The organism is Stenotrophomonas maltophilia group sp. msm1, from assembly GCF_032025805.1.
In the GTDB taxonomy this organism is placed as follows: Bacteria; Pseudomonadota; Gammaproteobacteria; order Xanthomonadales; family Xanthomonadaceae; genus Stenotrophomonas; species Stenotrophomonas hibiscicola.
Genome location: NZ_JAVSKH010000006.1, coordinates 208208 through 228130, shown reverse-complemented (window position 1 = coordinate 228130; position 19923 = coordinate 208208). Strand labels below are relative to the sequence as shown.

Annotated in this window: 21 protein-coding genes; 14 read left to right on the top strand and 7 right to left on the bottom strand. The window is 67.5% G+C overall.

All coding sequences use genetic code 11. The features are described 5' to 3' along the window. Window positions 1–124: 124 nt before the first annotated feature. Window positions 125–334 carry a hypothetical protein gene (locus tag ROV95_RS21330; RefSeq protein WP_155030078.1) on the top strand — a complete coding sequence of 70 codons (210 nt, stop codon included), beginning with the start codon at window positions 125–127 and terminating at the stop codon, window positions 332–334. 55 nt (window positions 335–389) lie between these two features. On the opposite strand, the gene ROV95_RS21325 is transcribed toward ROV95_RS21330, so the two are convergent. After that, complete coding sequence (locus ROV95_RS21325) at window positions 390–1511, bottom strand: HDOD domain-containing protein (protein WP_312546321.1); 1122 nt, start codon at window positions 1509–1511, stop codon at window positions 390–392. Window positions 1512–1663: 152 nt separating this feature from the next. Continuing rightward, window positions 1664–2200 (bottom strand): inorganic diphosphatase, encoded by a 537-nt coding sequence (gene ppa, locus ROV95_RS21320; RefSeq protein WP_005410935.1) that lies wholly within the window; start codon window positions 2198–2200, stop codon window positions 1664–1666. Between the two features lie 185 nt (window positions 2201–2385). Between ppa and ROV95_RS21315 the strand changes: the two genes are divergently transcribed. From ROV95_RS21315 to ROV95_RS21300, 4 genes are all read left to right on the top strand, one after another. Next, window positions 2386–2859 (top strand): hypothetical protein, encoded by a 474-nt coding sequence (locus ROV95_RS21315; RefSeq protein ID WP_312546319.1) that lies wholly within the window; start codon window positions 2386–2388, stop codon window positions 2857–2859. 72 nt (window positions 2860–2931) lie between these two features. Then, window positions 2932–3432: an RNA polymerase sigma factor gene (locus tag ROV95_RS21310; RefSeq protein ID WP_312546317.1), complete on the top strand. Its 501-nt coding sequence runs from the start codon at window positions 2932–2934 to the stop codon at window positions 3430–3432. 104 nt (window positions 3433–3536) lie between these two features. After that, on the top strand, window positions 3537–4472 hold the full coding sequence (locus ROV95_RS21305; protein WP_057502945.1) for a FecR domain-containing protein: 936 nt from the start codon (window positions 3537–3539) through the stop codon (window positions 4470–4472). A 228-nt stretch (window positions 4473–4700) separates the two neighbouring features. Further along, window positions 4701–7619, top strand: a complete 2919-nt coding sequence (locus tag ROV95_RS21300; protein WP_312546315.1) for a TonB-dependent receptor — start codon at window positions 4701–4703, stop codon at window positions 7617–7619. 108 nt (window positions 7620–7727) lie between these two features. On the opposite strand, the gene ROV95_RS21295 is transcribed toward ROV95_RS21300, so the two are convergent. Beyond that, entirely contained in the window at window positions 7728–7985 is a 258-nt protein-coding gene (locus ROV95_RS21295) for a DUF2789 domain-containing protein (protein WP_006390068.1), read from the bottom strand. Between the two features lie 106 nt (window positions 7986–8091). On the opposite strand from ROV95_RS21295, the gene ROV95_RS21290 reads away from it, so the two are divergent. Genes ROV95_RS21290 through ROV95_RS21270 form a run of 5 tightly spaced genes read left to right on the top strand, consistent with a single transcriptional unit; the run spans window position 8092 to window position 11044 of the window. Beyond that, complete coding sequence (locus ROV95_RS21290) at window positions 8092–8679, top strand: biliverdin-producing heme oxygenase (protein WP_312546313.1); 588 nt, start codon at window positions 8092–8094, stop codon at window positions 8677–8679. Between the two features lie 31 nt (window positions 8680–8710). Continuing rightward, the gene (locus ROV95_RS21285) at window positions 8711–9178 is read left to right on the top strand and encodes a YbaN family protein (protein WP_021203620.1); all 468 of its coding nucleotides are present in this window, start codon (window positions 8711–8713) and stop codon (window positions 9176–9178) included. Further along, window positions 9165–9893, top strand: coding sequence for a tonB-system energizer ExbB (gene exbB, locus ROV95_RS21280; protein WP_312546330.1), 729 nt, complete (start codon window positions 9165–9167; stop codon window positions 9891–9893). Before ROV95_RS21285 ends, exbB begins: the two co-directional genes overlap by 14 nt. Before the next feature lie 9 nt (window positions 9894–9902). After that, the gene (gene exbD, locus ROV95_RS21275; RefSeq protein WP_019662024.1) at window positions 9903–10328 is read left to right on the top strand and encodes a TonB system transport protein ExbD; all 426 of its coding nucleotides are present in this window, start codon (window positions 9903–9905) and stop codon (window positions 10326–10328) included. After that, complete coding sequence (locus ROV95_RS21270) at window positions 10325–11044, top strand: energy transducer TonB (RefSeq protein ID WP_312546311.1); 720 nt, start codon at window positions 10325–10327, stop codon at window positions 11042–11044. Before exbD ends, ROV95_RS21270 begins: the two co-directional genes overlap by 4 nt. 79 nt (window positions 11045–11123) lie before the next feature. On the opposite strand, the gene ROV95_RS21265 is transcribed toward ROV95_RS21270, so the two are convergent. Beyond that, window positions 11124–13151, bottom strand: a complete 2028-nt coding sequence (locus ROV95_RS21265; protein ID WP_019662021.1) for a sodium-translocating pyrophosphatase — start codon at window positions 13149–13151, stop codon at window positions 11124–11126. Between the two features lie 360 nt (window positions 13152–13511). Here ROV95_RS21265 and ROV95_RS21260 point away from each other — a divergent pair, with 360 nt between their 5' ends. After that, on the top strand, window positions 13512–14015 hold the full coding sequence (locus ROV95_RS21260) for a hypothetical protein (RefSeq protein WP_058983500.1): 504 nt from the start codon (window positions 13512–13514) through the stop codon (window positions 14013–14015). Between the two features lie 74 nt (window positions 14016–14089). On the opposite strand, the gene ROV95_RS21255 is transcribed toward ROV95_RS21260, so the two are convergent. From ROV95_RS21255 to ROV95_RS21245, 3 genes are all read right to left on the bottom strand, one after another. Then, window positions 14090–14482: a DUF488 family protein gene (locus ROV95_RS21255; protein ID WP_111098769.1), complete on the bottom strand. Its 393-nt coding sequence runs from the start codon at window positions 14480–14482 to the stop codon at window positions 14090–14092. Window positions 14483–14603: 121 nt separating this feature from the next. Next, window positions 14604–15398, bottom strand: a complete 795-nt coding sequence (locus ROV95_RS21250) for a hypothetical protein (RefSeq protein WP_019662018.1) — start codon at window positions 15396–15398, stop codon at window positions 14604–14606. A gap of 164 nt (window positions 15399–15562) precedes the next feature. Continuing rightward, a complete protein-coding gene (locus tag ROV95_RS21245; RefSeq protein ID WP_134731329.1) occupies window positions 15563–16819 on the bottom strand; it encodes a 6-phosphofructokinase in 1257 nt (418 codons plus the stop codon). 136 nt (window positions 16820–16955) lie between these two features. On the opposite strand from ROV95_RS21245, the gene ROV95_RS21240 reads away from it, so the two are divergent. From ROV95_RS21240 to ROV95_RS21230, 3 genes are all read left to right on the top strand, one after another. After that, window positions 16956–17519 carry an adenylate kinase gene (locus ROV95_RS21240; RefSeq protein ID WP_019662016.1) on the top strand — a complete coding sequence of 188 codons (564 nt, stop codon included), beginning with the start codon at window positions 16956–16958 and terminating at the stop codon, window positions 17517–17519. A gap of 330 nt (window positions 17520–17849) precedes the next feature. Further along, window positions 17850–19214, top strand: a complete 1365-nt coding sequence (gene mpl / locus ROV95_RS21235) for a UDP-N-acetylmuramate:L-alanyl-gamma-D-glutamyl-meso-diaminopimelate ligase (protein WP_312546306.1) — start codon at window positions 17850–17852, stop codon at window positions 19212–19214. Continuing rightward, window positions 19211–19789, top strand: a complete 579-nt coding sequence (locus ROV95_RS21230) for an LON peptidase substrate-binding domain-containing protein (RefSeq protein ID WP_021203629.1) — start codon at window positions 19211–19213, stop codon at window positions 19787–19789. Before mpl ends, ROV95_RS21230 begins: the two co-directional genes overlap by 4 nt. Window positions 19790–19923 lie beyond the last annotated feature (134 nt).

Here is a 19923-nt window from a genome sequence, read left to right as displayed (position 1 = left end):
CGCCCTCTTTCTTTGTAGGGGAATTCCGAAATATCTTGGAAGGTGAGAGAGGTCACGTTCCTGTCGTGTCGCAATCAACACAGTTGCTGGGTCCACTTGCGGACCCTTGCACATGGAGAGAGCGATGAAGAGCACGCTGTTGCACAAACTGTCTACTGCTGCACTGATCTATGCAACATTGGTGGGTGCGGTGTTTGCCCAGACCGGTGGCGTCTGTGGGGGCGGGCTGTACTGCGAGGAGCTGCGTCAGGAATGCCTGGCTGCAGGCAAGTCGAAGGTCCTGTGTGATCTGCAGTATCGCCACTGCGTGCAGGATGCCTGCGGCGCGCGCTGATGAAAAAAAGGCGCGCCTTTGGGCGCGCCTTCGAGGTTCTTCCTGCGTTGACAGCTCAGATCTCGCTGGGTACCAGTCCCATCAGGCTGTTGGCATGCTCCCGCCACTGCGGCAGCCTGTTGAGAACACCTGCGCGCTGCAGGTAGTCCTCGTCCACCGGATCACCATTGACCAGTGCCAGTGCCACGTGCACTGCGCCGGTCACCCAGAAGCTGCGTGTATTGGCACGCTGCGGCTGCAGATGGAACGCGACCGCTTCGATGATCGGCATCGGCAGGCCCCACAGGCCGAGCAGATAGGCACCGGCTTCGGCGTGGCCCGGGCGGGTGTCACCGGTCAGCGATGGTTCGCTGCGCTCGTTGCGCACGCCGGGCAGCAGCAGGCCGATGTCGGCCAGCAGCGCGGCGGTCGCGCCCAGTTCGGCGCTGGATTCGGGCAGCAGGCGTGCCGCCAGCCGCGAGGCGAGCAGGGCGCGCTGCTGTAGTGAATTGCGCTCGGCCGTGGACAGTGTCGGTGCCGAGAACACCTCGCTGGCCAGTACCAGATCGCGCAGCGTCGACAGGCCGAGGCGGGTCACGGCGGTGCGCAGGTCGGCGATGGTGCGGCCCTGGCTGAAGAACGCCGAGTTCGACAGCTGCAGCACCTTGGCCGCGATCGCCGGATCAGCGGCCACCAGCTTGGCGACGTCGGCGCTGTCGGCGTCGTCGTCATGTTCCAGTGCCTGGGTCAGGCTCAGGTACAGGTGCGGCGGCGAGGGCAGCTTCTCGATACGGCCGATGGCGTCGCGCAGGCGCGGGCTGTCCAGCACTTCACGCAGCTCTTCCAGGCTGGTCAGCGCTTCCAGCAACACTTCCGGTGCCAGCGGCAACGGCAGGAAGCGGTGGGCCACGCCGATCAGGCGTGCCGGCGGCGGCCGGTTGCCGTGCTGGGCGTCCACCAGCGCAATGCGGATGGTTTCCGGGCGCAAGGTCCGGATCTGGCCCAGCAGCGTGGTGGCATTGAGATCCGGCAGCTGCGGGCAGACGATCACCGCATCCACGCCCTGCGTGGCCACCGCGGTCATCGCGGTGTGGCCATCGGTGGCGGTCAGCGGCTGCCAGTCTTCCCCAAGATCGGCAATGAACTCGGTCAGCTCAGCCGGCAGGCTGGCTGCATCCCCAACAAGCAGAATACGCACGACACATTCCCCTGGCTGTCTCGACGATGGATGTCGACGACGTGTGAAGTGACGCAATTTACCTAATACGGCGGCAAGAGTGATGTGCCGTCGTCATGAAACGTGACCCGCATCGCTCCGGCGGGGTGCCGCCGGAGCGATGCGGTTCAGGCTCAGGCCTTGCTGTCGAGATGGCGCTGGTGCGCCTCGATCAGGATCTGCTTGGCCTCAGCGGCGCCGCCCCAACCGTCGAGCTTGACCCACTTGCCCTTCTCCAGGTCCTTGTAGTGCTCGAAGAAGTGGCCGATGCGCTCCAGCCAGTGGCTGGACACCTGGGCGATGTCTTCCACGTGGGCGTAGCCACTGAAGATCTTCGACACCGGCACGGCCAGGATCTTCTCGTCGCTGCCCGCCTCATCGCTCATCTTCAGCACGCCGACCGGACGGCAGCGCACGACCGAACCCGGCACCAGCGGCAGCGGCAGCACCACCAGCACGTCGGCCGGATCGCCGTCGCCGCACAGGGTGCTCGGCACGTAGCCGTAGTTGCAGGGGTAGCGCATCGGGGTGGACAGGATGCGGTCGACGAAGATCGCGCCGGTTTCCTTGTCCACTTCGTACTTCACCGGCTCCGAGTCCTTCGGGATCTCGATGATGACGTTGATTTCTTCCGGCGGGTTCTTGCCGGGCGAGACGAGTTCCAGACCCATGGTCGTGCTCCAGGTGGGGGATATAGACGGATAGCCCCCCATTTTATGCCTTTGCCGGGCGCTGTGCAGGGGGAGGGGGCTGACGGCAGGGCGAGGAAGGCGCCGACCCGGCGGGCCGGGGTTGACCGATGGGTCCGGGTGGCGTGGGCGCGCAGGCTGGATGTACCTACCCGAGGAGTTCCCGCATGAAACCATCCGCCCTGTCACTCGGCCTGTTCTGCGCGCTGCTGATCGCGCCCGCCGCCCAGGCCTTTCCCTACGTGGACCTGATCGACTATCCGCACCAGGAAGCCAACTGGGACCGCTTCTTTGCCCTGGAAGGGCGTCTGCAGCACGGGTTCGACGCGATCTGCGGCGACACCTTCTGCGAGGGTGAGTACAGCGACATCCGGGCGCTGCGCCTGCGCTGTTCGGTGGACGCGGTGCGCGGCACGGTGCATGAGTGCCTGTGGGCATTTGCCGCCAGTGACCTGGCCGTGTCGCGGAACGACGGTGCGATCGTGGCCCGGCAACCGACCTGGCTATGCCGGCTGCCGCTGGTGCCTGGCACCCCGGTTGAGGACTTCCATGCGGCGCTGGCGGCCCGTAATCCGCTGCATGATCCGTTGCCCGGCACGTCGGAGAGCGTCTATGACGGGCTGACCGGCTGCATCCACTGATGCGAACGTGACTGATTCTCATTAACGGAGTAGCATGCGCGGCGCCTTCCGTCTGTCGTCCCGGTTCCGCGCATGTCCTCCAATGCCGCCTCCCTTACCGAACTGCTGATCCGTGAGCGGCCGGCACTGCTGCGTCGGGTGCAGCGCATCCTTGGCGGCGACAATGGCGCCGAGGATGTGATCCAGGCGGTGTGGTTCAAGGCCCGTGGGGTCGACGACAGCCAGGCCATCGACAACCCGCGGGCCTATCTGTACCGGCTGGCCGCCAACCTGGCCACCGACCACGGCCGCGAATCGACCCGGCGCAACCGCCTGCTGGCCGAGTACTACCTGTGGGGGCCGGACGAGGTCATCTCGACCGAGGAACAGGCCATGGCACAGGACGAACTGCAGCGGGTGCTCGATGCGGCGGGGCACCTGCCGGAGCCGACCCGCACCATCTTCCGGCTCAACCGCCTGCAGGGCCTGACCCAGGCCGGGATCGCCCGCCGCCTCGGGGTGTCGGTGACGACCGTCGAGAACCATGTGCGCACCGCCCTGCAGCGCCTGGCCTGGGCACGCAGCGGCCGATGATGGCCCCGGCTTGGGGCTGGCCCTCGCTGAAACGTCTTGATCACTGGACCGTGGATGCGGTCTAGTTCCTCCGCCCGCGCTTGAATGCGCCTGTCCGCCAGCCGATGAGCCCGCCGAACACGCTGCCCGCCGCCAATGACGATGCCCTGGCCGAACAGGCCCGGGGCTGGATCGCGTGGCTGGCCTCGGGTGACATCGGCGAAGGGCGCATGCACGAGTTCGAGCGCTGGCTGGCACAACCGGGGCACCGACGCGCCTTCGAACACGAGCGCGCGCTGTGGCGCAGTGTCGGGCCACGCCCGCAGGTCCGGCCCGCCGAACGCCCGCGGCCGCATCGAATGCGCTGGGCAATGGCCGCTGCAGCCGCGCTGGCGATGCTGGTGGCATGGCCGGAGGCCTGGTTGCGGCTGCAGGCCGACCATCGCAGCACGCACGTCGTGCAGAACGTGCAATTGCCCGATGGCAGCCGCGCAGTGCTGGATGCGGACAGTGCGATTGCCGTGCGCTTCAATGCACATGCACGCGAGATCGAGCTGCTGCGTGGGCGTGCCTGGTTCGAGGTCAGCCCGGATGCGCAGCGACGTTTCAGCGTGCGTGCGGGCAACGGCGTGATCGAGGACATCTCGACCGCGTTCACCGTCGCGCGCGGCGATGACCAGGTTGAAACCCAGGTCGGGCAGGGCAGGGTGCGCGTGGCCAGCCCGGCCGACGGTGGCTGGACTTATCTGCAGGTGGGCCAGCGTGCGGTCTATGGCGAGCACAGCGGCGTGACGCGCCTGCGGGATGTGGCTGCCGACAGCGTCGGCGCGTGGCGGCAGGGCGAGCTGCTGCTGGAGCAGGCCAGCGTCGCCGACGCCGTGCAATGGGTGGGGCGTTATCGCGCCGGCCCGACCTTCGTGCGCGGCGATCTGTCGCGACTACCCGCAGTGAGTGCCGCATTGCGCATCGATCGCCCGGAGCAGGCGCTGGATGCACTGGCCGCAACAGCAGGTCTGCAGGTCACCCGCCTGCCGCTCGGCGTCGCCATCGTTCACCAGTAGATCCACGCCATGCGTGGATGAAGGTCCCAGTGTGCCGACCAACGGTCGGCACCCACCACGATCACCGGCCGGTCGGCACCTGCCGCGACCGCAAATCGCTCTTGGGGTTGCCGCGCGCCCAACCGTCTTACCCCGCGAACGTACCCGCCGCCGCCACGTACGTCGCCGTGTCCGCCCGTGTTGCGGATGACGCCGCGTTCGCGGCACCGATTACCTGACAGGTTCCCCATGTTCTACTCCCACCGCCCGGGCCACGCGCTGCGCCCGTCCCGCCTGTGCATCGCCCTGCTGGCCGCCGGCCTGGCCAGCGCCGCACCGTCCGTGCTGGCACAGAGCGCCACCGGCAACCACGCTGCCGTGCAGCGCTTCGACATTCCAGCGCAGCCGCTGGATGAAGCGCTGCGCAGCTATATGCGCCAGTCCGGCGTGCAGGTCGTGTATCCGGCCACCCTGGCCCAGGGCGTAACCTCGCGTGCGGTCAATGGCAGCCTGCCGGCCAGCGAGGCGCTGCAGCAGCTGCTGCAGGGCAGTGGCCTGGCAGTGCGCCGGGTCGGTTCCGATGCAGTGACCCTGGAAGCGGCGATGCCGGTGCAGGCCGACAGCGGCGTGATCGTCACCGACACGCTCAGCGTGGCCGGCGACCGCGTCGACAGTGGCGCGGGCAGCGACGAGGCACGCCTGCTCGACAGCTATCGCGGCGTCGGTTCCATCACCACGCTCAACCGCACGCACTTGGAGCGCTTCCGTGGCACCTCCAACGGCGACATCGTCAAGGGCGTGGCCGGTGTCACCGCCGGCGATCCGCGCGTTGGCAACGGCTTCGACGTCAACATCCGCGGCATCCAGGGCCAGGGCCGCGCGCCGGTGATCATCGACGGCGGCCAGTCCAGCATGGATACCTACCGTGGCTATGCCGGCCAATCGCAGCGCACCTACCTCGACCCGGACCTGATTTCCAGCCTGACCATCACCAAGGGCCCGAGCCTGCAGGCCAATGCCTCCGGTGGCATCGGCGGCGTGGTAGAGATGGAGACGCTGAAAATCGATGACGTGCTGCGCGAGGGGCGCGACTTCGGCGTACGCGTGCGTGGCGGCCTGGCCAACGCCAGCGCCAACAACCTGCCGTCCTACAGCGCCGCGCCACGTTCCGACCGCAGCGCCACCGGCAGCCAGTTCTTCAACGTCGCTGCAGCCGGTCACTGGGACCGCTTCGATCTGGTGGCCGCCTATGCGTACCGCGACAACGGCAACTATTTCTCCGGCAAGCACGGCTACGACGATTTCCCGCAGACCCGTCGCACGCTGGCGCCGCTGAATCCGGCGCGTACCGAAGTGTTCAACACCTCGGCGCGCTCGAAGTCGGCGCTGCTCAAGGGCACCTGGCGCATCGACGATGCGCAGACGCTGGAAGCGGGCTACCGCCGCTACGAAGGCACCGCCGGCGAGATCATGGCCTCGCAGATCATCCGTGTGGATCGTGACCGCATTCCGCAGTGGGATCCGGGCCATGTCGACATGGACAGCTACAGCCTGCGCTACCGCTTCAATCCGGACAGCGAGCTGATCGATCTACGCGTCAATGCCGCATACACCGACACCGACAGCGTGATGTACAACAGCCTGACCGGCATCACCCCCTGGTACTTCGATCGCCGCACCGAGTGGTACGACGCGCCCAGCTTCAGCGGCGACCCCGGCTACAAGGATGCCTACCGCAATCCGCTGCGGCAGAAGCGCTTCGGACTGGATGCCAGCAACACCTCGATGTTCGATACCCGCGCCGGTGCGTTCACCCTCGACTACGGCCTGTCCTACAGTGACGAAGACATCGCACCGGGCAGCTCGGGCCCGGTCATGCACGATGACCTGGTCAACAACCGTTTCCTGCGCAATGCCGAGCGCAAGGAATACAGTGCCGTGGCCTCGCTGAAGTGGCAGCCCGATGAGCACTGGGAACTGCTGGCCGGCGGCCGCTGGAACCGCGTGGACGTGCACGACCGCAACCGCCTGGCCACGCCCGATGCCTATGAGGTGCAGGGCCAGTACCGCTACACCGAACTGCTCAATGGCAACCCGGCGCTGCCGTCGTGGCGGGCCAAGCGCATCGCGCTGCTGAACTGGTATCCGGATGCCAACGGCAACTTCACCCAGGAATCGCTGCTGGCCTCACCGTACAAGAAGGGCACGGTGGCCGACATCGGTGGCTGGAACTTCTACGACGCCGGCAAGGCGCAGGACCTGGAAGTGCCGGTCAGCTGGACGTGGTCGCAGCCGATCCGCCGCCGTGACACCGCGTTCTCGCCGACCGCCAGCGTGGCCTACCGCTTCAGCGAAGACACCATGGTCTACGTGAAGTACGCCGAAGGCACCAAGCTGCCGAGCCTGTTCGAGACCACGCTGGGCCTGTTCACCGCCGCCAAGCCAGTGGGCGAGTTGAAGCCGGAGCGCGCGCGCAGCTGGGAAATCGGCGCCAGCACCATCCGCTACGACCTGTTCGCCGCCGGCGACCGCCTGGCGCTGAAGCTGGCGTACTTCGATACCCGCATCGACGACCTGATCACCCGTGACTACCGCACGCTGTCGGCGGGCCTGATCCGAAACGTCGACCAGTTCAAGGTCTCGGGCATGGAGTTCCAGTCCAGCTATGACAGCGGCAAGGTATTTGCCGATCTGTCCGCGCACTACTACTTCAAGGCCAAGACCTGCGCGCCGGACATCGCCGCCGAGCGCCGTGCCTACGGGGCGCAACGCAGGAACGGCGAGCTGGCCAACACGCCCGACTACGTGGACGGCGGCTTCGAGGGCTCGTACACCAATACCCAGAACCCGCCGCGCTACATGGTCAACCTGACCCTGGGCTCGCGCCTGTTCGAGGAGCGCCTGACCTTCGGCACCCGCGTGGTCCACAACGCCGGCCCGATCAGCACGCTGGACAAGGACTGGAACGTAGGGCTGTCGGCGATCCAGCAGCTGTACCGGCCAACCACGCTGGTGGACCTGTTCGCCAGCTGGAGCTTCAACGACCAGCTGTCGGTCGACGCCGGCGTGGACAACCTGACCGACCGCTACTACCTGGATCCGCTGGCGTTGGGCGTGATGCCGGCCCCGGGCCGCACTGCGCGGCTGGCGCTGACCTGGAAGTACTGATCGGTCGCGTATGAGCGGTGGGGTCGGACCGCCCTCGGTGGGTGCGGACCTTGGTCCGCACCGCTTCCGCCGTGCAATCGCCAGCGCCCCGCCGCGCCCGGCGTCTACTTACAGCCCGGTCGCGGCCTTCACCGCATCTTCGTGCAGCGACTCGTTCAGCTCGTCCACCACGGTGGTCCATGCCGCATCGGCCTGCAGCGACTCGGACAGGAACTGGCGCTGCGCATCGTTCCAGTACGGCGCCTCGACCACTTCCACATCGGTGGCCAGCTGATGCTCGCGGATGAAGCGGGCGATGCCCTCGGCGCTGGCGTCCAGGCCCAGCTGCAGGAACAGGTTGGTCATGCGCGGTTCGGTGGTGATCATCGTCGGTTCCTGCGGTAAGAAGGGATGCGCCATTATCGGCGCACATAGCCTTGGGGAAAGCCCCGTGGCAAACGTCTACAGCAGGACGACCCCCTTGGCATCCCCCATGAACGCACACATCGCCCCTGAAGAAAGCCGCAGCCTGCGGCTCACGGCCGCCACCCGCGACAGCCACGGTGCCCTGGACAAGCGCATCATGGCCGGCGACATCTTCGCCGACCGCAGCAATTTCGCCCGTTTCCTGCGCGTGCAGTATCGCTTCCACCGCAGCATCGATGCGCTGTATGCCAACCCTGCGCTGGACGCACTGCTGCCGGACCTGGGCGAGCGCCGCCGCCTGACCCAGGTCGCGCGCGACCTGCAGGACCTGGAGCAGACCCTGCCGGGGGCTGACATCGCGGCGTTGCCGTCCGATCTGGAACTGCCCGCCGCGTTGGGGTGGCTGTACGTGGCTGAAGGCTCCAACCTGGGCGGCACCATTCTGTACAAGATGGCCGCCAGGCTCGGCCTGGACCGTGATTTTGGCGCCCGCCACCTGGCCGCGCATCCGGATGGCGCGGCGCGCCACTGGCGTGAGTTCACCGCTGCGCTGGACGCGGTACCGCTGAGTGTCGAGCAGGAGCAGCAGGTGATCGATGCCGCCGACGCCGCGTTCCGCAGCGTGCACGGCCACGTCGAAGTGGAATTCGCCTGATGCGCGGCGCGCGCCCACAGGTGCAGCGCTGATGCGCTGGCTCTGGTTCGCGCTGGGCTGGCTGATGGTCGGGCTCGGGGTGATCGGCGCGTTGCTGCCGGTGATGCCGACCACCATCTTCCTGATCCTGGCCGTGGGCTGCTTCGCGCGCAGCTCGCCGAAGTTCGAGCAGCGCCTGTTGGCGCATCCGCGCTACGGCCCGTCGCTGCGGTTGTGGCGCGAGCAGGGCGCGGTATCGCGCAAGGGCAAGGCGTTTGCCAGTGCCGGCATGGCGCTGGGCTTTGCCCTGTTCTGCTGGGGCGCGCATCCGTCCTGGCGCCTGCTGTTGGGCGTGGGCCTGTTCTTCGCGGTCAGCGCCGGCTACGTGCTGAGCCGACCGGCCCCCCGGCTGGAGCCCCATCCGGTCGTGGAAGTGGACGACGCCAATGATCCGCGCGCGGCCCGTAGTCGCGCAGCGACCCCTGATGCTGATGGAAGCCGAGATGATGCTGCCTGCTGACCTGGCCCCCGTGGCCGCCCCCGCATTGACCCCGTGGGGCATGTACCTGGCCGCCGACGTGGTGGTGAAGGCCGTGATGATCGCGCTGGCACTGGCGTCGCTGTCCACTTGGACCGTGCTGTTGGCCAAGGGCTGGGAGCTGACCCGCCAGGCCCGGCAGCTGCGCGCGGCGCGCGCGCTGTTGCTGCAGTCCGCACAGCTGCCGCCGCAGAGTGGAGAGGCAAGTCTGCAGCAGGGCACCGCACTCGCCATGCTGGACGCCGCCCGCACCGAACTGCGCCTGTCGCAGGATCTGGATAGTCGCGACGGCATCAAGGAACGCATCCCCTCGCGCCTGGACCGCATCGAACTGGAGACCGCGCGCGTGCAGCGGCGCGGCATCGGTGTGCTCGCCAGCATCGGCGCGGTGGCGCCCTTCGTCGGCCTGTTCGGCACGGTGTGGGGCATCATGAACAGTTTCATCGGCATCGCACACAGCAACACCACCAACCTGGCGGTGGTTGCGCCCGGCATCGCCGAGGCCTTGCTGGCGACCGCACTCGGCCTGGTCGCGGCGATTCCCGCGGTACTGGTCTACAACCATTTCAGCCGCGTGTTGGCCGGCCTGCGGGGCCTGCTCGGCGATCTGTCGGCGGCCGTGCAGCAGCTGGTTTCGCGCGATCTTGATCGTGCCGTGCCGCGTGCCGCAGCGGCACCGCTGCGCGCGGTGCACTGAGGCGCGACGATGGCGATCAGGACCGGGTCCGACCGCGACGACGCACCGGAAGAAGCACACGAGATCAACGTCACGCCCTTCATCGACGTAATGCTGGTGCTGCTGATCATCTTCATGGTAGCCGCACCGCTGGCCACCGTATCAGTGCCGGTGCAGCTGCCGGCCAGCAGCGCCAGTGCCACGCCGCCCGAACAGGCGCCGGTGTATGTGACCGTGCAGGCCGATCTGTCGCTGCGCGTGGGCGAGCAGGCGGTGGCGCGTGACGGGCTGGCCGCTGCATTGCAGGTAGCCACCCACGGTGACACCTCGCAACGCCTGTTCCTGCGTGCCGATACCCGCGTGCCTTACGGTGAACTGATGGCAACGCTGGATGCGCTGCGTGCGGCGGGCTACCTGAAGGTGGCACTGGTTGGACTGGAGCAGGGCGCGCGATGAGCGGACTGCGGCGCTGGGCGACCAGCCTGGCGATCGTGCTGCTGGTGCATGCGTTGCTGGTCAGCGTGGCCTGCTGGTGGGCGGCGCGCGCACCGGCGGTGGCCGCCGCAGCGCCGCCCGCTGCATTGATGCTGGAGCTGGCGCCGATGGCACAGGCGCCTCCGGTGCCGCCGCGCGAGGTGGCAACTGGGCCGCTGCAACAGCAACAGCAGCGACAGGCGCCGAAACCGGCCCTGCGTGAGCAACCCAAGGCACCGGTGCAGCCGCAGGGTGACCTGCCACCGCCGCGTACGCCGGAGCCGACGCCCTCGCCGGACACCGCCGAGGCCAATGTCGCGCAGACCAGCGCACCGCCGCAGGTGGCGGCCGACGCGGCCGCACGGTACACCGCACCGCAGACCACCGCCGGCGAGCGCAGTCGCGCCGAGGCCACCTGGGAGGGGCGACTGCTCGGGCATCTGCAGAAGCATCGGCGCTATCCACGCCAGGCCGAGCGGCTGCGCCAGCAGGGCGTGGTCTACGTGCGTTTTGCCGTGGCCCGGGATGGCGCGGTCTCGGGGCTGACACTGGGCCGCGGCAGTGGCTTCGCGTTGCTCGACCAGGAGACGCTGGACACCGTGCGACGTGCCAGCCCGGTACCGGCGCCGCCGGCCGAGGTAGCCGGCGACCCGGTGGACGTGATGGTGCCGGTGTCCTTCTTCCTGCGCGGGCGGTGATTGACGATGGGGTCGGCTCCCTTTCCGCAGGAAAGGGCGCTGACCCCATTCGGCGCCGCCATCCACGCATGGCGTGGATCTACAACAGCGGTACCAGCAGCAGCGCGACGATGTTGATGATCTTGATCAGCGGGTTGATTGCCGGGCCGGCGGTGTCCTTGTACGGGTCACCGACGGTATCACCGGTCACCGCGGCCTTGTGCGCTTCGCTGCCCTTGCCACCGAAGTGGCCGTCCTCGATGTACTTCTTGGCGTTGTCCCAGGCGCCGCCGCCGGTGGTCATCGAGATGGCCACGAACAGGCCGGTCACGATCGTGCCGATGAGTAGACCGCCGAGTGCGCGCGGCCCCAGCAGCAGGCCGACCACCACCGGCACCACCACCGGCAGCAGCGAGGGCACGATCATTTCGCGGATCGCCGAGCGGGTCAGCATGTCCACCGCCTTGTCGTACTGCGGCTTGCCGGTGCCCTGCATGATGCCGGGGATCTCGCGGAACTGGCGCCGCACCTCTTCCACCACTGCCCCCGCCGCACGACCGACCGCTTCCATCGCCATCGCACCGAACAGGTAGGGAATCAGGCCGCCGATCAGCAGGCCGATGATCACCGTGTGGTCGCTGAGGTCGAAGCGGAATTCCTGGCCGGGGTTGGCGGCCTGCAGGTTGTGGGTGTAGTCGGCGAACAGCACCAGTGCGGCCAGTGCAGCCGAGCCGATCGCATAGCCCTTGGTCACTGCCTTGGTGGTATTGCCCACCGCATCCAGCGGATCGGTGATGTCGCGGATCTCCGAGGGCAGCTCGGCCATTTCGGCGATGCCGCCGGCGTTGTCGGTGATCGGTCCGTAGGCATCGAGCGCGACGATCATGCCAGCCATCGACAGCATCGCGGTGGCGGCGATGGCGATGCCATACAGGCCACCCAGCGCGAACGCACCCCAGATCGCAGCACACACCGCCACCACCGGCAGTGCAGTGGACTTCATCGAGATGCCGAGGCCGGCGATGATGTTGGTGCCGTGCCCGGTGGTCGAGGCCTGCGCCACGTGTTGCACCGGCTTGTACTGGGTGCCGGTGTAGTACTCGGTGATCCACACGATCAGCCCGGTCAGGACCAGGCCGATCAACGCGCAGCCGTACAGTGGCATCGGTCCATGTACGTTGTCACTCATCAGCCCGGTGGTGATCGGGTAGAACGCGATCGCGGCCAGCACGCCGGAGACGATCACGCCCTTGTACAGCGCGCCCATGATCGAGCCGCCAGGCTTCACCTTGACGAACAGCGCACCGATGATCGAGGCGATGATCGACACACCGCCCAGCACCAGCGGATACAGCACGGCATTGGCGCCCGCCTCGGCCAGCATCAGGCTGCCCAGCAGCATCGTTGCGATGACGGTGACTGCATAGGTCTCGAACAGGTCGGCGGCCATGCCGGCGCAGTCGCCGACGTTGTCACCGACGTTGTCGGCGATCACCGCCGGGTTGCGCGGGTCATCCTCGGGAATGCCGGCTTCCACCTTGCCGACCAGATCGGCGCCGACGTCGGCGCCCTTGGTGAAGATGCCGCCGCCCAGACGCGCGAAGATCGAGATCAGCGACGAACCGAACGCCAGACCGACCAGCGCGTGCAGCGCCTGTTCCATCGGCAGGCCCATCCGCAGCAGCAGTGCGTAATAGCCGGCCACACCCAGCAGGCCCAGGCCGACCACCAGCATGCCGGTGATCGCACCGCCGCGGAAGGCGACGTCCATCGCCGCACTGATGCCATGGCGTGCGGCCTCGGCGGTGCGCACGTTGGCGCGCACCGACACGTTCATGCCGATGTAGCCGGCGGCGCCGGACAGCACCGCGCCGACCGCGAATCCAATCGCGGTATACCAGCTGAGGAACACCCCGACCAGCACGAACAGCACCACGCCGGCGATGCCGATGGTCAGGTACTGGCGGTTGAGGTAGGCACGCGCACCTTCCTGGATCGCGGTGGCGATCGCGACCATGCGCTCATTGCCGGTGGGTTGGCGCAGGATCCAGCGCGCCGAGACGATTCCGAACAGGATCGCGAGAATGGCGCAGCCCAGCGCCAATGAAAGCCCGTGACGTTCCAGCATTAGACCCCTCCGCAGAATGGATGTAGGCATCCAGTGGCGATGAACGGCACCACGAGGGGGACGACGGGCTGCAGCCTGGAACCAACCCGTACCGACCTTGGCGGTCGTCCGACGTATGGCGGTGTTCAGCATTCCCTGGTGCCCGCAGTATGCGTGCCGCCACTTGTAGAGTCGAGCCATGCTCGACTGGCCTCTACGAGCCGCACCTCGTGATCCTGTGGGCGCCCTCAAGACGGAACGCATCGCCATGCGCGCGGGCCCTGCCGCCGGGCCATGGACACCATTCGAGAGCCATCAGGCCTTTGCGCCCCGTTAAGCCAGTCTCTGCAAGCCTGCGCACAGTCCCGTAGGAGATCCCACATGCGCCTGTCCCTGTTGATGCTTGCCGCCCTGGTCCCGGCCGTGCCGGCATTCGCCGCGGAAACCCCGGAACTGCAGCGTGCCGTGGGCGTGCCCCAGGCGGTGGGTGCGGTGCATACGTTGCGCCAGATCCCCGAGGCCTGTGCGCGGCTGGAAGGTGCGTTCACCGGCGACGCCGCCGCGCCCTACCGCTTCTCGGCCGTGCGTACCAGCGAGCAGTGCCAGCCACGCGCGCGCTTCGTCGATTACACCAAGGCACAGCCGAGTGCCGACAAGGGCTGGAAGCTCAACGATGTGATCCGCGTGCCGAGCGCGGCGTGCCCGGCCCAACAGGCAGTGGTGCGGGTGTGGCGCCTGCCGTCGAGCAACAAGGTCGAGCTGGATGGGCAGGGCCAGTCGCGCATCTATCTGGAAGAGGCGAAGAAGCAGGCGGCTGCCGGCCAGATTCCGCAGGTGACGATGTTTGCCGCGCAGCTGCAGATGGAAGGCAAGGCCTGTAATTGATACAGGTGGGTGCCGACCGTTGGTCGGCACCGATGCCGCATCCACGCATGGCGTGGATCTACTGCGGCGCGCCATCATTCTCCGGCCAGCGTCGCCCCGCGCGCCACCAGCAGCTCGCGAAGCGCCTTGCGGTGGCAGTGCGCCTCATCCTCGCAGTAGCACCCCACGCTGAGGTCGCTGTGCTGCGACATCGCAGCCAGCAGGTCCAGCGCGTGGGCCGCATCCGGGGACTTCATCTCAGCCTTGTAGTGGCGGAAGAACGCGTTCCAGTCGGCGGCCGTTTTCGCCTCGTGCGCCTGCTTCACCAGTGCCGCGCTGGGTGACAGGGTCGGGAACCAGACGTCGTACCAGTCCTGCCGGGCGAACTCGCTGCGCGGCACGCCGCGCGGCGGGCGCCGCACGGTACCGATACGCAGCCCCTCGCCGGGTTGGCGTGGCGTTCCCAGTCGAACAACGCGCAAGGCCATGATGATCTCCAGGCGGGGCGTCCATCATCCTGCGATGCTCGTGCGCCAGGCGTGAACCGCTGTGGAAAGGAAAATGCCCGGGCGCCTGCGCACCCGGGCATTTTCCCCATGCCTGCAGCAATCAGTTGCCGCGGCAGTCCTTCAGCCACAACACACGTCCCACCTGGTCATAGCTGTCGACCACGCCGGTCAGCGTCACTTTCTCGCGCGGGCGCAGGGCCAGCGCATACGCGGCCTGGTTGGCTGCGAACGAGCAGGAAATGGCCACGCGCTCAAAGTCGATGCTGCCATCGCTGGGCAGGTCGAAGCTGGTGTTGTAGGTGCCGCCACTGCGCAGCACGGTGGTGATGCGACCGGTGATGGCGTAGGTCTTGCCCTTGTAGCGCGGCTCGATCGCGGCCGGGTTGTCCTTGTTCTGGTTGCGCAGCTGGAAGCCAAAGCGGTCGGCGGCGATCGTTACCACCGACGCCTGCGGAGTGGCCTTGGCCGCCTGTTCGCCAGCCTTGCCCGGCTTGACCTGGTTGAGCAGCTTGCACATTTCTTCGCGCACGCCATCGGCCGAGGCAATGGCGCCCTTGTTGACCTTCACCACCATGCCGACGGTACCCTGGCCGCCTTCGGAGGTGGCACTGATGATCATCGGGATCGGCTTGTGGGCCAACGATTCCGGCTCTTCGATCAGCATCGAGCCGCCTTCCACGTCCTCGCTGAGGACGTCCATGTTGGCGTTCTTGGCGATCACCCGCATCTGGCCGATGGCACTGGCCACGGTCAGGTCCGGATGGGTGACCGATGAAGTGAAGGTCGTGCCGACGAAGGGGTTGCCCTTCTTCTGGAAGTTGCTTTCGCAGGTCGCAGCGAAGGCGGGTGCGGCGGCACCGCACAGCAGCGCGGCGATCAGGATCGGGTGCTTCATGGTTACAGTCCTTGTGAAATGGCAGCACAGGCCCGGGCCACGTGGCCGGGCAGCGTCGAATCTGGCTTGCGGCGGCCCCTTTGCCCCGGGCCGGAGCCCGATTGTGGGGCGCTTCGGTGGTCTCCGCAATGCGCCCTGTGCTCCGCACAGGGCGCAGGTGCACCTCAGCCTTCGAAGGCCGGCAGCTTCTGCTTCACCGCCACGTTCTTCAGGGTGACGTACTTCGGCAGGCCATCGGTGCCATACGGAAGCGGCGCTTCGCCCTTGATCAGCGGTGACAGGTAGGCGCGCGCCTTGGCGGTGATGCCGAAGCCGTCGCGGCGGATGAAGCCGGCGGGCATCTTCTTTTCATGGTTGGCAATCTTCGACAGCGGCGCCGCTTCGATCTTCCAGCGGTAGGGCGCGTCGCCGCTGCGCACGATCACCGGCATCACGCCGTTCTGGCCCTTGAGCGCCAGCTGCACCGCAGCCCTGCCGACCGCCTGCGCCTGCTCCCAGTCGGTCCTGCTGGCCAGATGGCGGGCCGAGCGCTGCAGGTAATCGGGCAGGGCCCAATGCACCTTCATGCCCAGCTGGTCCTTGACCCGGCCGGCCAGGTGCGCGGCCACGCCGCCCAGCTGCGCGTGCCCGAATGAATCCTTGCCGCCGCCGGCGTCGGCAACGAAGCGGCCATCGGCGGTGGCGATGCCTTCCGATGCCACCACCACGCAGTAGCCGACGCGCTCGACCACGGCCTTGACCTTGGCCAGGAACGCCGCCTCGTCATAGGCGCGTTCGGGCAGCAGGATGATGTGCGGCGCCTCGTCATCGCCGTTGCCGGCCAAGCCTGCGGCCGCGGCCAGCCAGCCGGCGTGGCGGCCCATGGCCTCGTAGATGAAAACGCGGGTGGAGGTCTCGGCCATCGCCGCCACGTCCAGCGCCGCTTCGCGCACCGAGACGGCGGTGTACTTGGCCGCCGAGCCGAAACCGGGGCAGGTGTCGGTCACTGCCAGGTCGTTGTCGATGGTCTTGGGCACGCCGATGCAGGTCAGGTCGTAGCCGGAGGCCTTGGCCAGCTGCGAAACCTTCAGCGCGGTGTCGGCCGAGTCGTTGCCACCGTTGTAGAGGAACCAGCGCACGTCATGCGCGCGCAGCACCTCCAGCAGCCGGTCGTAGCGGGCGCGGTCGGCGTCCAGCGATTTCAGCTTGACCCGGCACGAGCCGAAGGCGCCGCCCGGGGTATGGGCCAGCGAGCGGATCGCGGCCGCGCTCTCCCTGCTGGTGTCGATCAGTTCCTCGCGCAGGGCACCGAGGATGCCGTTGCGGGCGGCCAGGACCTTGATGCCCTTGGCCCGGGCCTGCTCGATCACCGCCGCCGCCGTGGCGTTGATGACCGCAGTAACACCGCCGGACTGGGCGTAGAGGAGGGTACCGTTGCGCATGCGTCTACCTGCTCGGGGGAAAGGACATTGCAGGGACATTACCCGGATGCGGTAAAGTGGCGCTATTGCGGTGCAGCGATACCGGCCCGTCCGGGACGCGAACCTTCTTTGTTTTCAACACGTTGGAGTCAGGTCAATGCGATTGGTTCTGTTGGGACCGCCCGGTTCGGGCAAGGGGACACAGGCGACGCGCCTGAAGGAAAAGCTGGGGATCGCCCACATTTCGACCGGTGACATGCTGCGCGCGGAAATCGCCGCGGGCACGGAACTGGGCAAGCAGGCCAAGACGGTGATGGATGCCGGCAACCTGGTGTCGGACGACATCCTGCTGGGCATGCTGGAGTCGCGCCTGACCCAGGCCGATGTCGCCAAGGGCTTCATCCTCGATGGCTACCCGCGCAATGTGGCCCAGGCCAATGCGATGGACGGCCTGCTGGCCAAGATCGGCCAGCCGCTGGACGCGGTGGTGCAGCTGGACGTGCCCACCGAACTGCTGGTGGACCGCATCGCCGGCCGCGCCAAGGAGCAGGGCCGCGCCGATGACAACCCGGAAGCGGTGCGCCAGCGCCTGCAGGTCTACAACGAGCAGACCGCCCCGGTGGTGGACTTCTACGCTGGCCGTGGCACCCTGGCCCGGGTTGACGGCGTCGGTGAGCTGGACGAGATCGAAGCCCGCATCCTGGCGGCGATCAACGCCTGACCCGGCGGGGCCGGCGTGCTGCCGGCCGCACGGGCGCAGAAAAAACACAGGCCTGGTCCGTGAGGATCAGGCCTGTGTCGTTTGATAGGCGCCAGCAGAGGGCTTGCTCAGGGCCCCGCAGCATGAGCTCCCTTGGGGATGGCCTCTTGGGGAGTAGGACCGGTTCGGGTACTGCGGCTGGCAGTTCGAATTGTGTCCGGGTTCACAGAACATCGCTATCGGGATTTCCCTGGCAGATGATTGGAGTTTCCTCACATCCTGTGTAGGACTTGTCTTACCCAAGAGCGGACATTGGCCCTATACAGCCGTCATCGGTCACAATCCTCGGTCATGAGCAGCGTACATATCCTTGCAATTGCCGGCACCTTCATGGGCGGCGTGGCCGCCCTGGCGCGGGAACTGGGCCATACGGTCAGCGGCAGTGACCAGGCCATCTATCCGCCGATGTCCACCCAGCTCGAGCAGCTGGGTATCACCCTGGACCAGGGCTACCGCGCCGACAGCGTGCCACCGGGCACCGACGACGTGGTGATCGGCAACGCACTCTCGCGCGGCAATGCCGCGGTTGAGGCCGTGCTCGACGCCGGCCAGCGCTATATCTCCGGTGCGCAGTGGCTGTCCGAGCAGGTGCTGCCGGGCCGCGACACGCTGGCCGTGGCCGGTACCCATGGCAAGACCACCACCACCACCATCCTCACCTGGCTGCTGGAAAGCGCCGGTCGTTCTCCCGGTTTCCTGATCGGCGGCGTCGCCGAGGATTTCGGCGTCTCCGCCCGCCTGGGCCAGGGCCGCGAGTTCGTGGTCGAGGCCGACGAGTACGACACCGCCTTCTTCGACAAGCGCAGCAAGTTCGTGCACTACCGGCCGCTGGTGGCCATCCTCAACAACCTTGAATACGACCACGCCGACATCTTCCCGGACGTGGCCGCGATCCAGCGCCAGTTCCATCACCTGGTGCGCACGGTGCCGGCGCGTGGCCGACTGATCGTCAATGGCGAGGACCCGCATCTGGCCGAAGTGCTGGCGATGGGCTGCTGGACCCCGGTTGAGCGCTTCGGCTTCGATCCATCGCTGGAGTGGCATGCGGAACTGCTGGCTGCCGATGGCAGCGCGTTCCGCGTGCATCACCGAGGGCAGGCACTGGGTGATGTGCAGTGGTCGTTGCTGGGCCGCCACAACGTGCTCAACGGCCTGGCGGCGCTGGCAGCCGCACATGCGGTGGGTGTTGCGCCGGCCGAGGTGATCCCGGCGCTGGCGCGCTTCCGCAGCGTCAAGCGCCGCATGGAAGTGATCGGCAGCCATGAGGGCATCACCGTCTACGACGATTTCGCCCACCACCCGACTGCAATCGCCACCACGCTGGAAGGGCTGCGCGCCAAGGTGGGCGATGCGCGCATCGTGGTCGCGATGGAGCCGCGCAGCAATTCGATGCGGCTGGGCGCACACGCGCAGGCGCTGGCACCCTCGCTGGCGCTGGCCGATGAAGTGGTGTTCCTGCATCGCCCGGAACTGGCCTGGGATGCCGCTGCGGTGATCGCCGCAGTGCGCGGCCAAGCGCACGCGGTGCCCGATACCGACGCGCTGCTGGCGCAATTGCAGGCCAGCGCGCGCAGGGGTGACCACGTGGTGTTCATGTCCAACGGTGGCTTCGACGGCGCACCGCGCCGCTTCCTTGCCGCGCTGCAGGCCCGATGAGCGTCGACGGTTCACTGCCGCTGTTTCCGCTGCACACCACGCTGGTACCGGGTGCAGCGGTGGGCCTGCGCGTGTTCGAACGGCGCTACCTGGATCTGGTGCGCGACAGCGGCCGCAGTGGTGAGGGCTTTGGTGTCTGCCTGATCCTGGACGGCCAGGAAGTGGGAGCCCCGGCAACGCCGGCCGCGTATGGCGTGCAGGTACGCATCGAAGACTTCGATGTCGGCGCCGACGGCGTGCTGCAGTTGCGTCTGCGCGGCACTCGCCGCTTCCATGTCGAGCGCACCCGTGTGCGCGACAACGGGCTGGTGGTGGCCGACGTGCGCTGGTGCGATGAAGACCCAGACGACGAACTGCGGCCGCAGCATGCCCTGCTGGCCACGGTGCTGGGGCACATCATCGAACAGGCCGGCGAGGCCTATGCGCCGGCCAACCCAGCGCTGCTGGACCAGGCCAGCTGGGTCGGCTGGCGGCTGGCCGAGCTGCTGCCGCTGAGCGAGCAGCAGCGGTTGCAGCTGCTGCAGTTGGACGACCCGCACCAGCGTTTGCAGCAGTTGCTCGGCTGGATGCCGTAACAGCCTGCCCCGGGTGGTGTGCGCCCTGGTGCACACGCTGGGGTATGCGGGGAATGCCATCCACGCATGGCGTGGATCTACTGTAGAGCCGAGCCTATGCTCGGCTTGATGGTTCCCGCGAAGGCAGCCGAGCA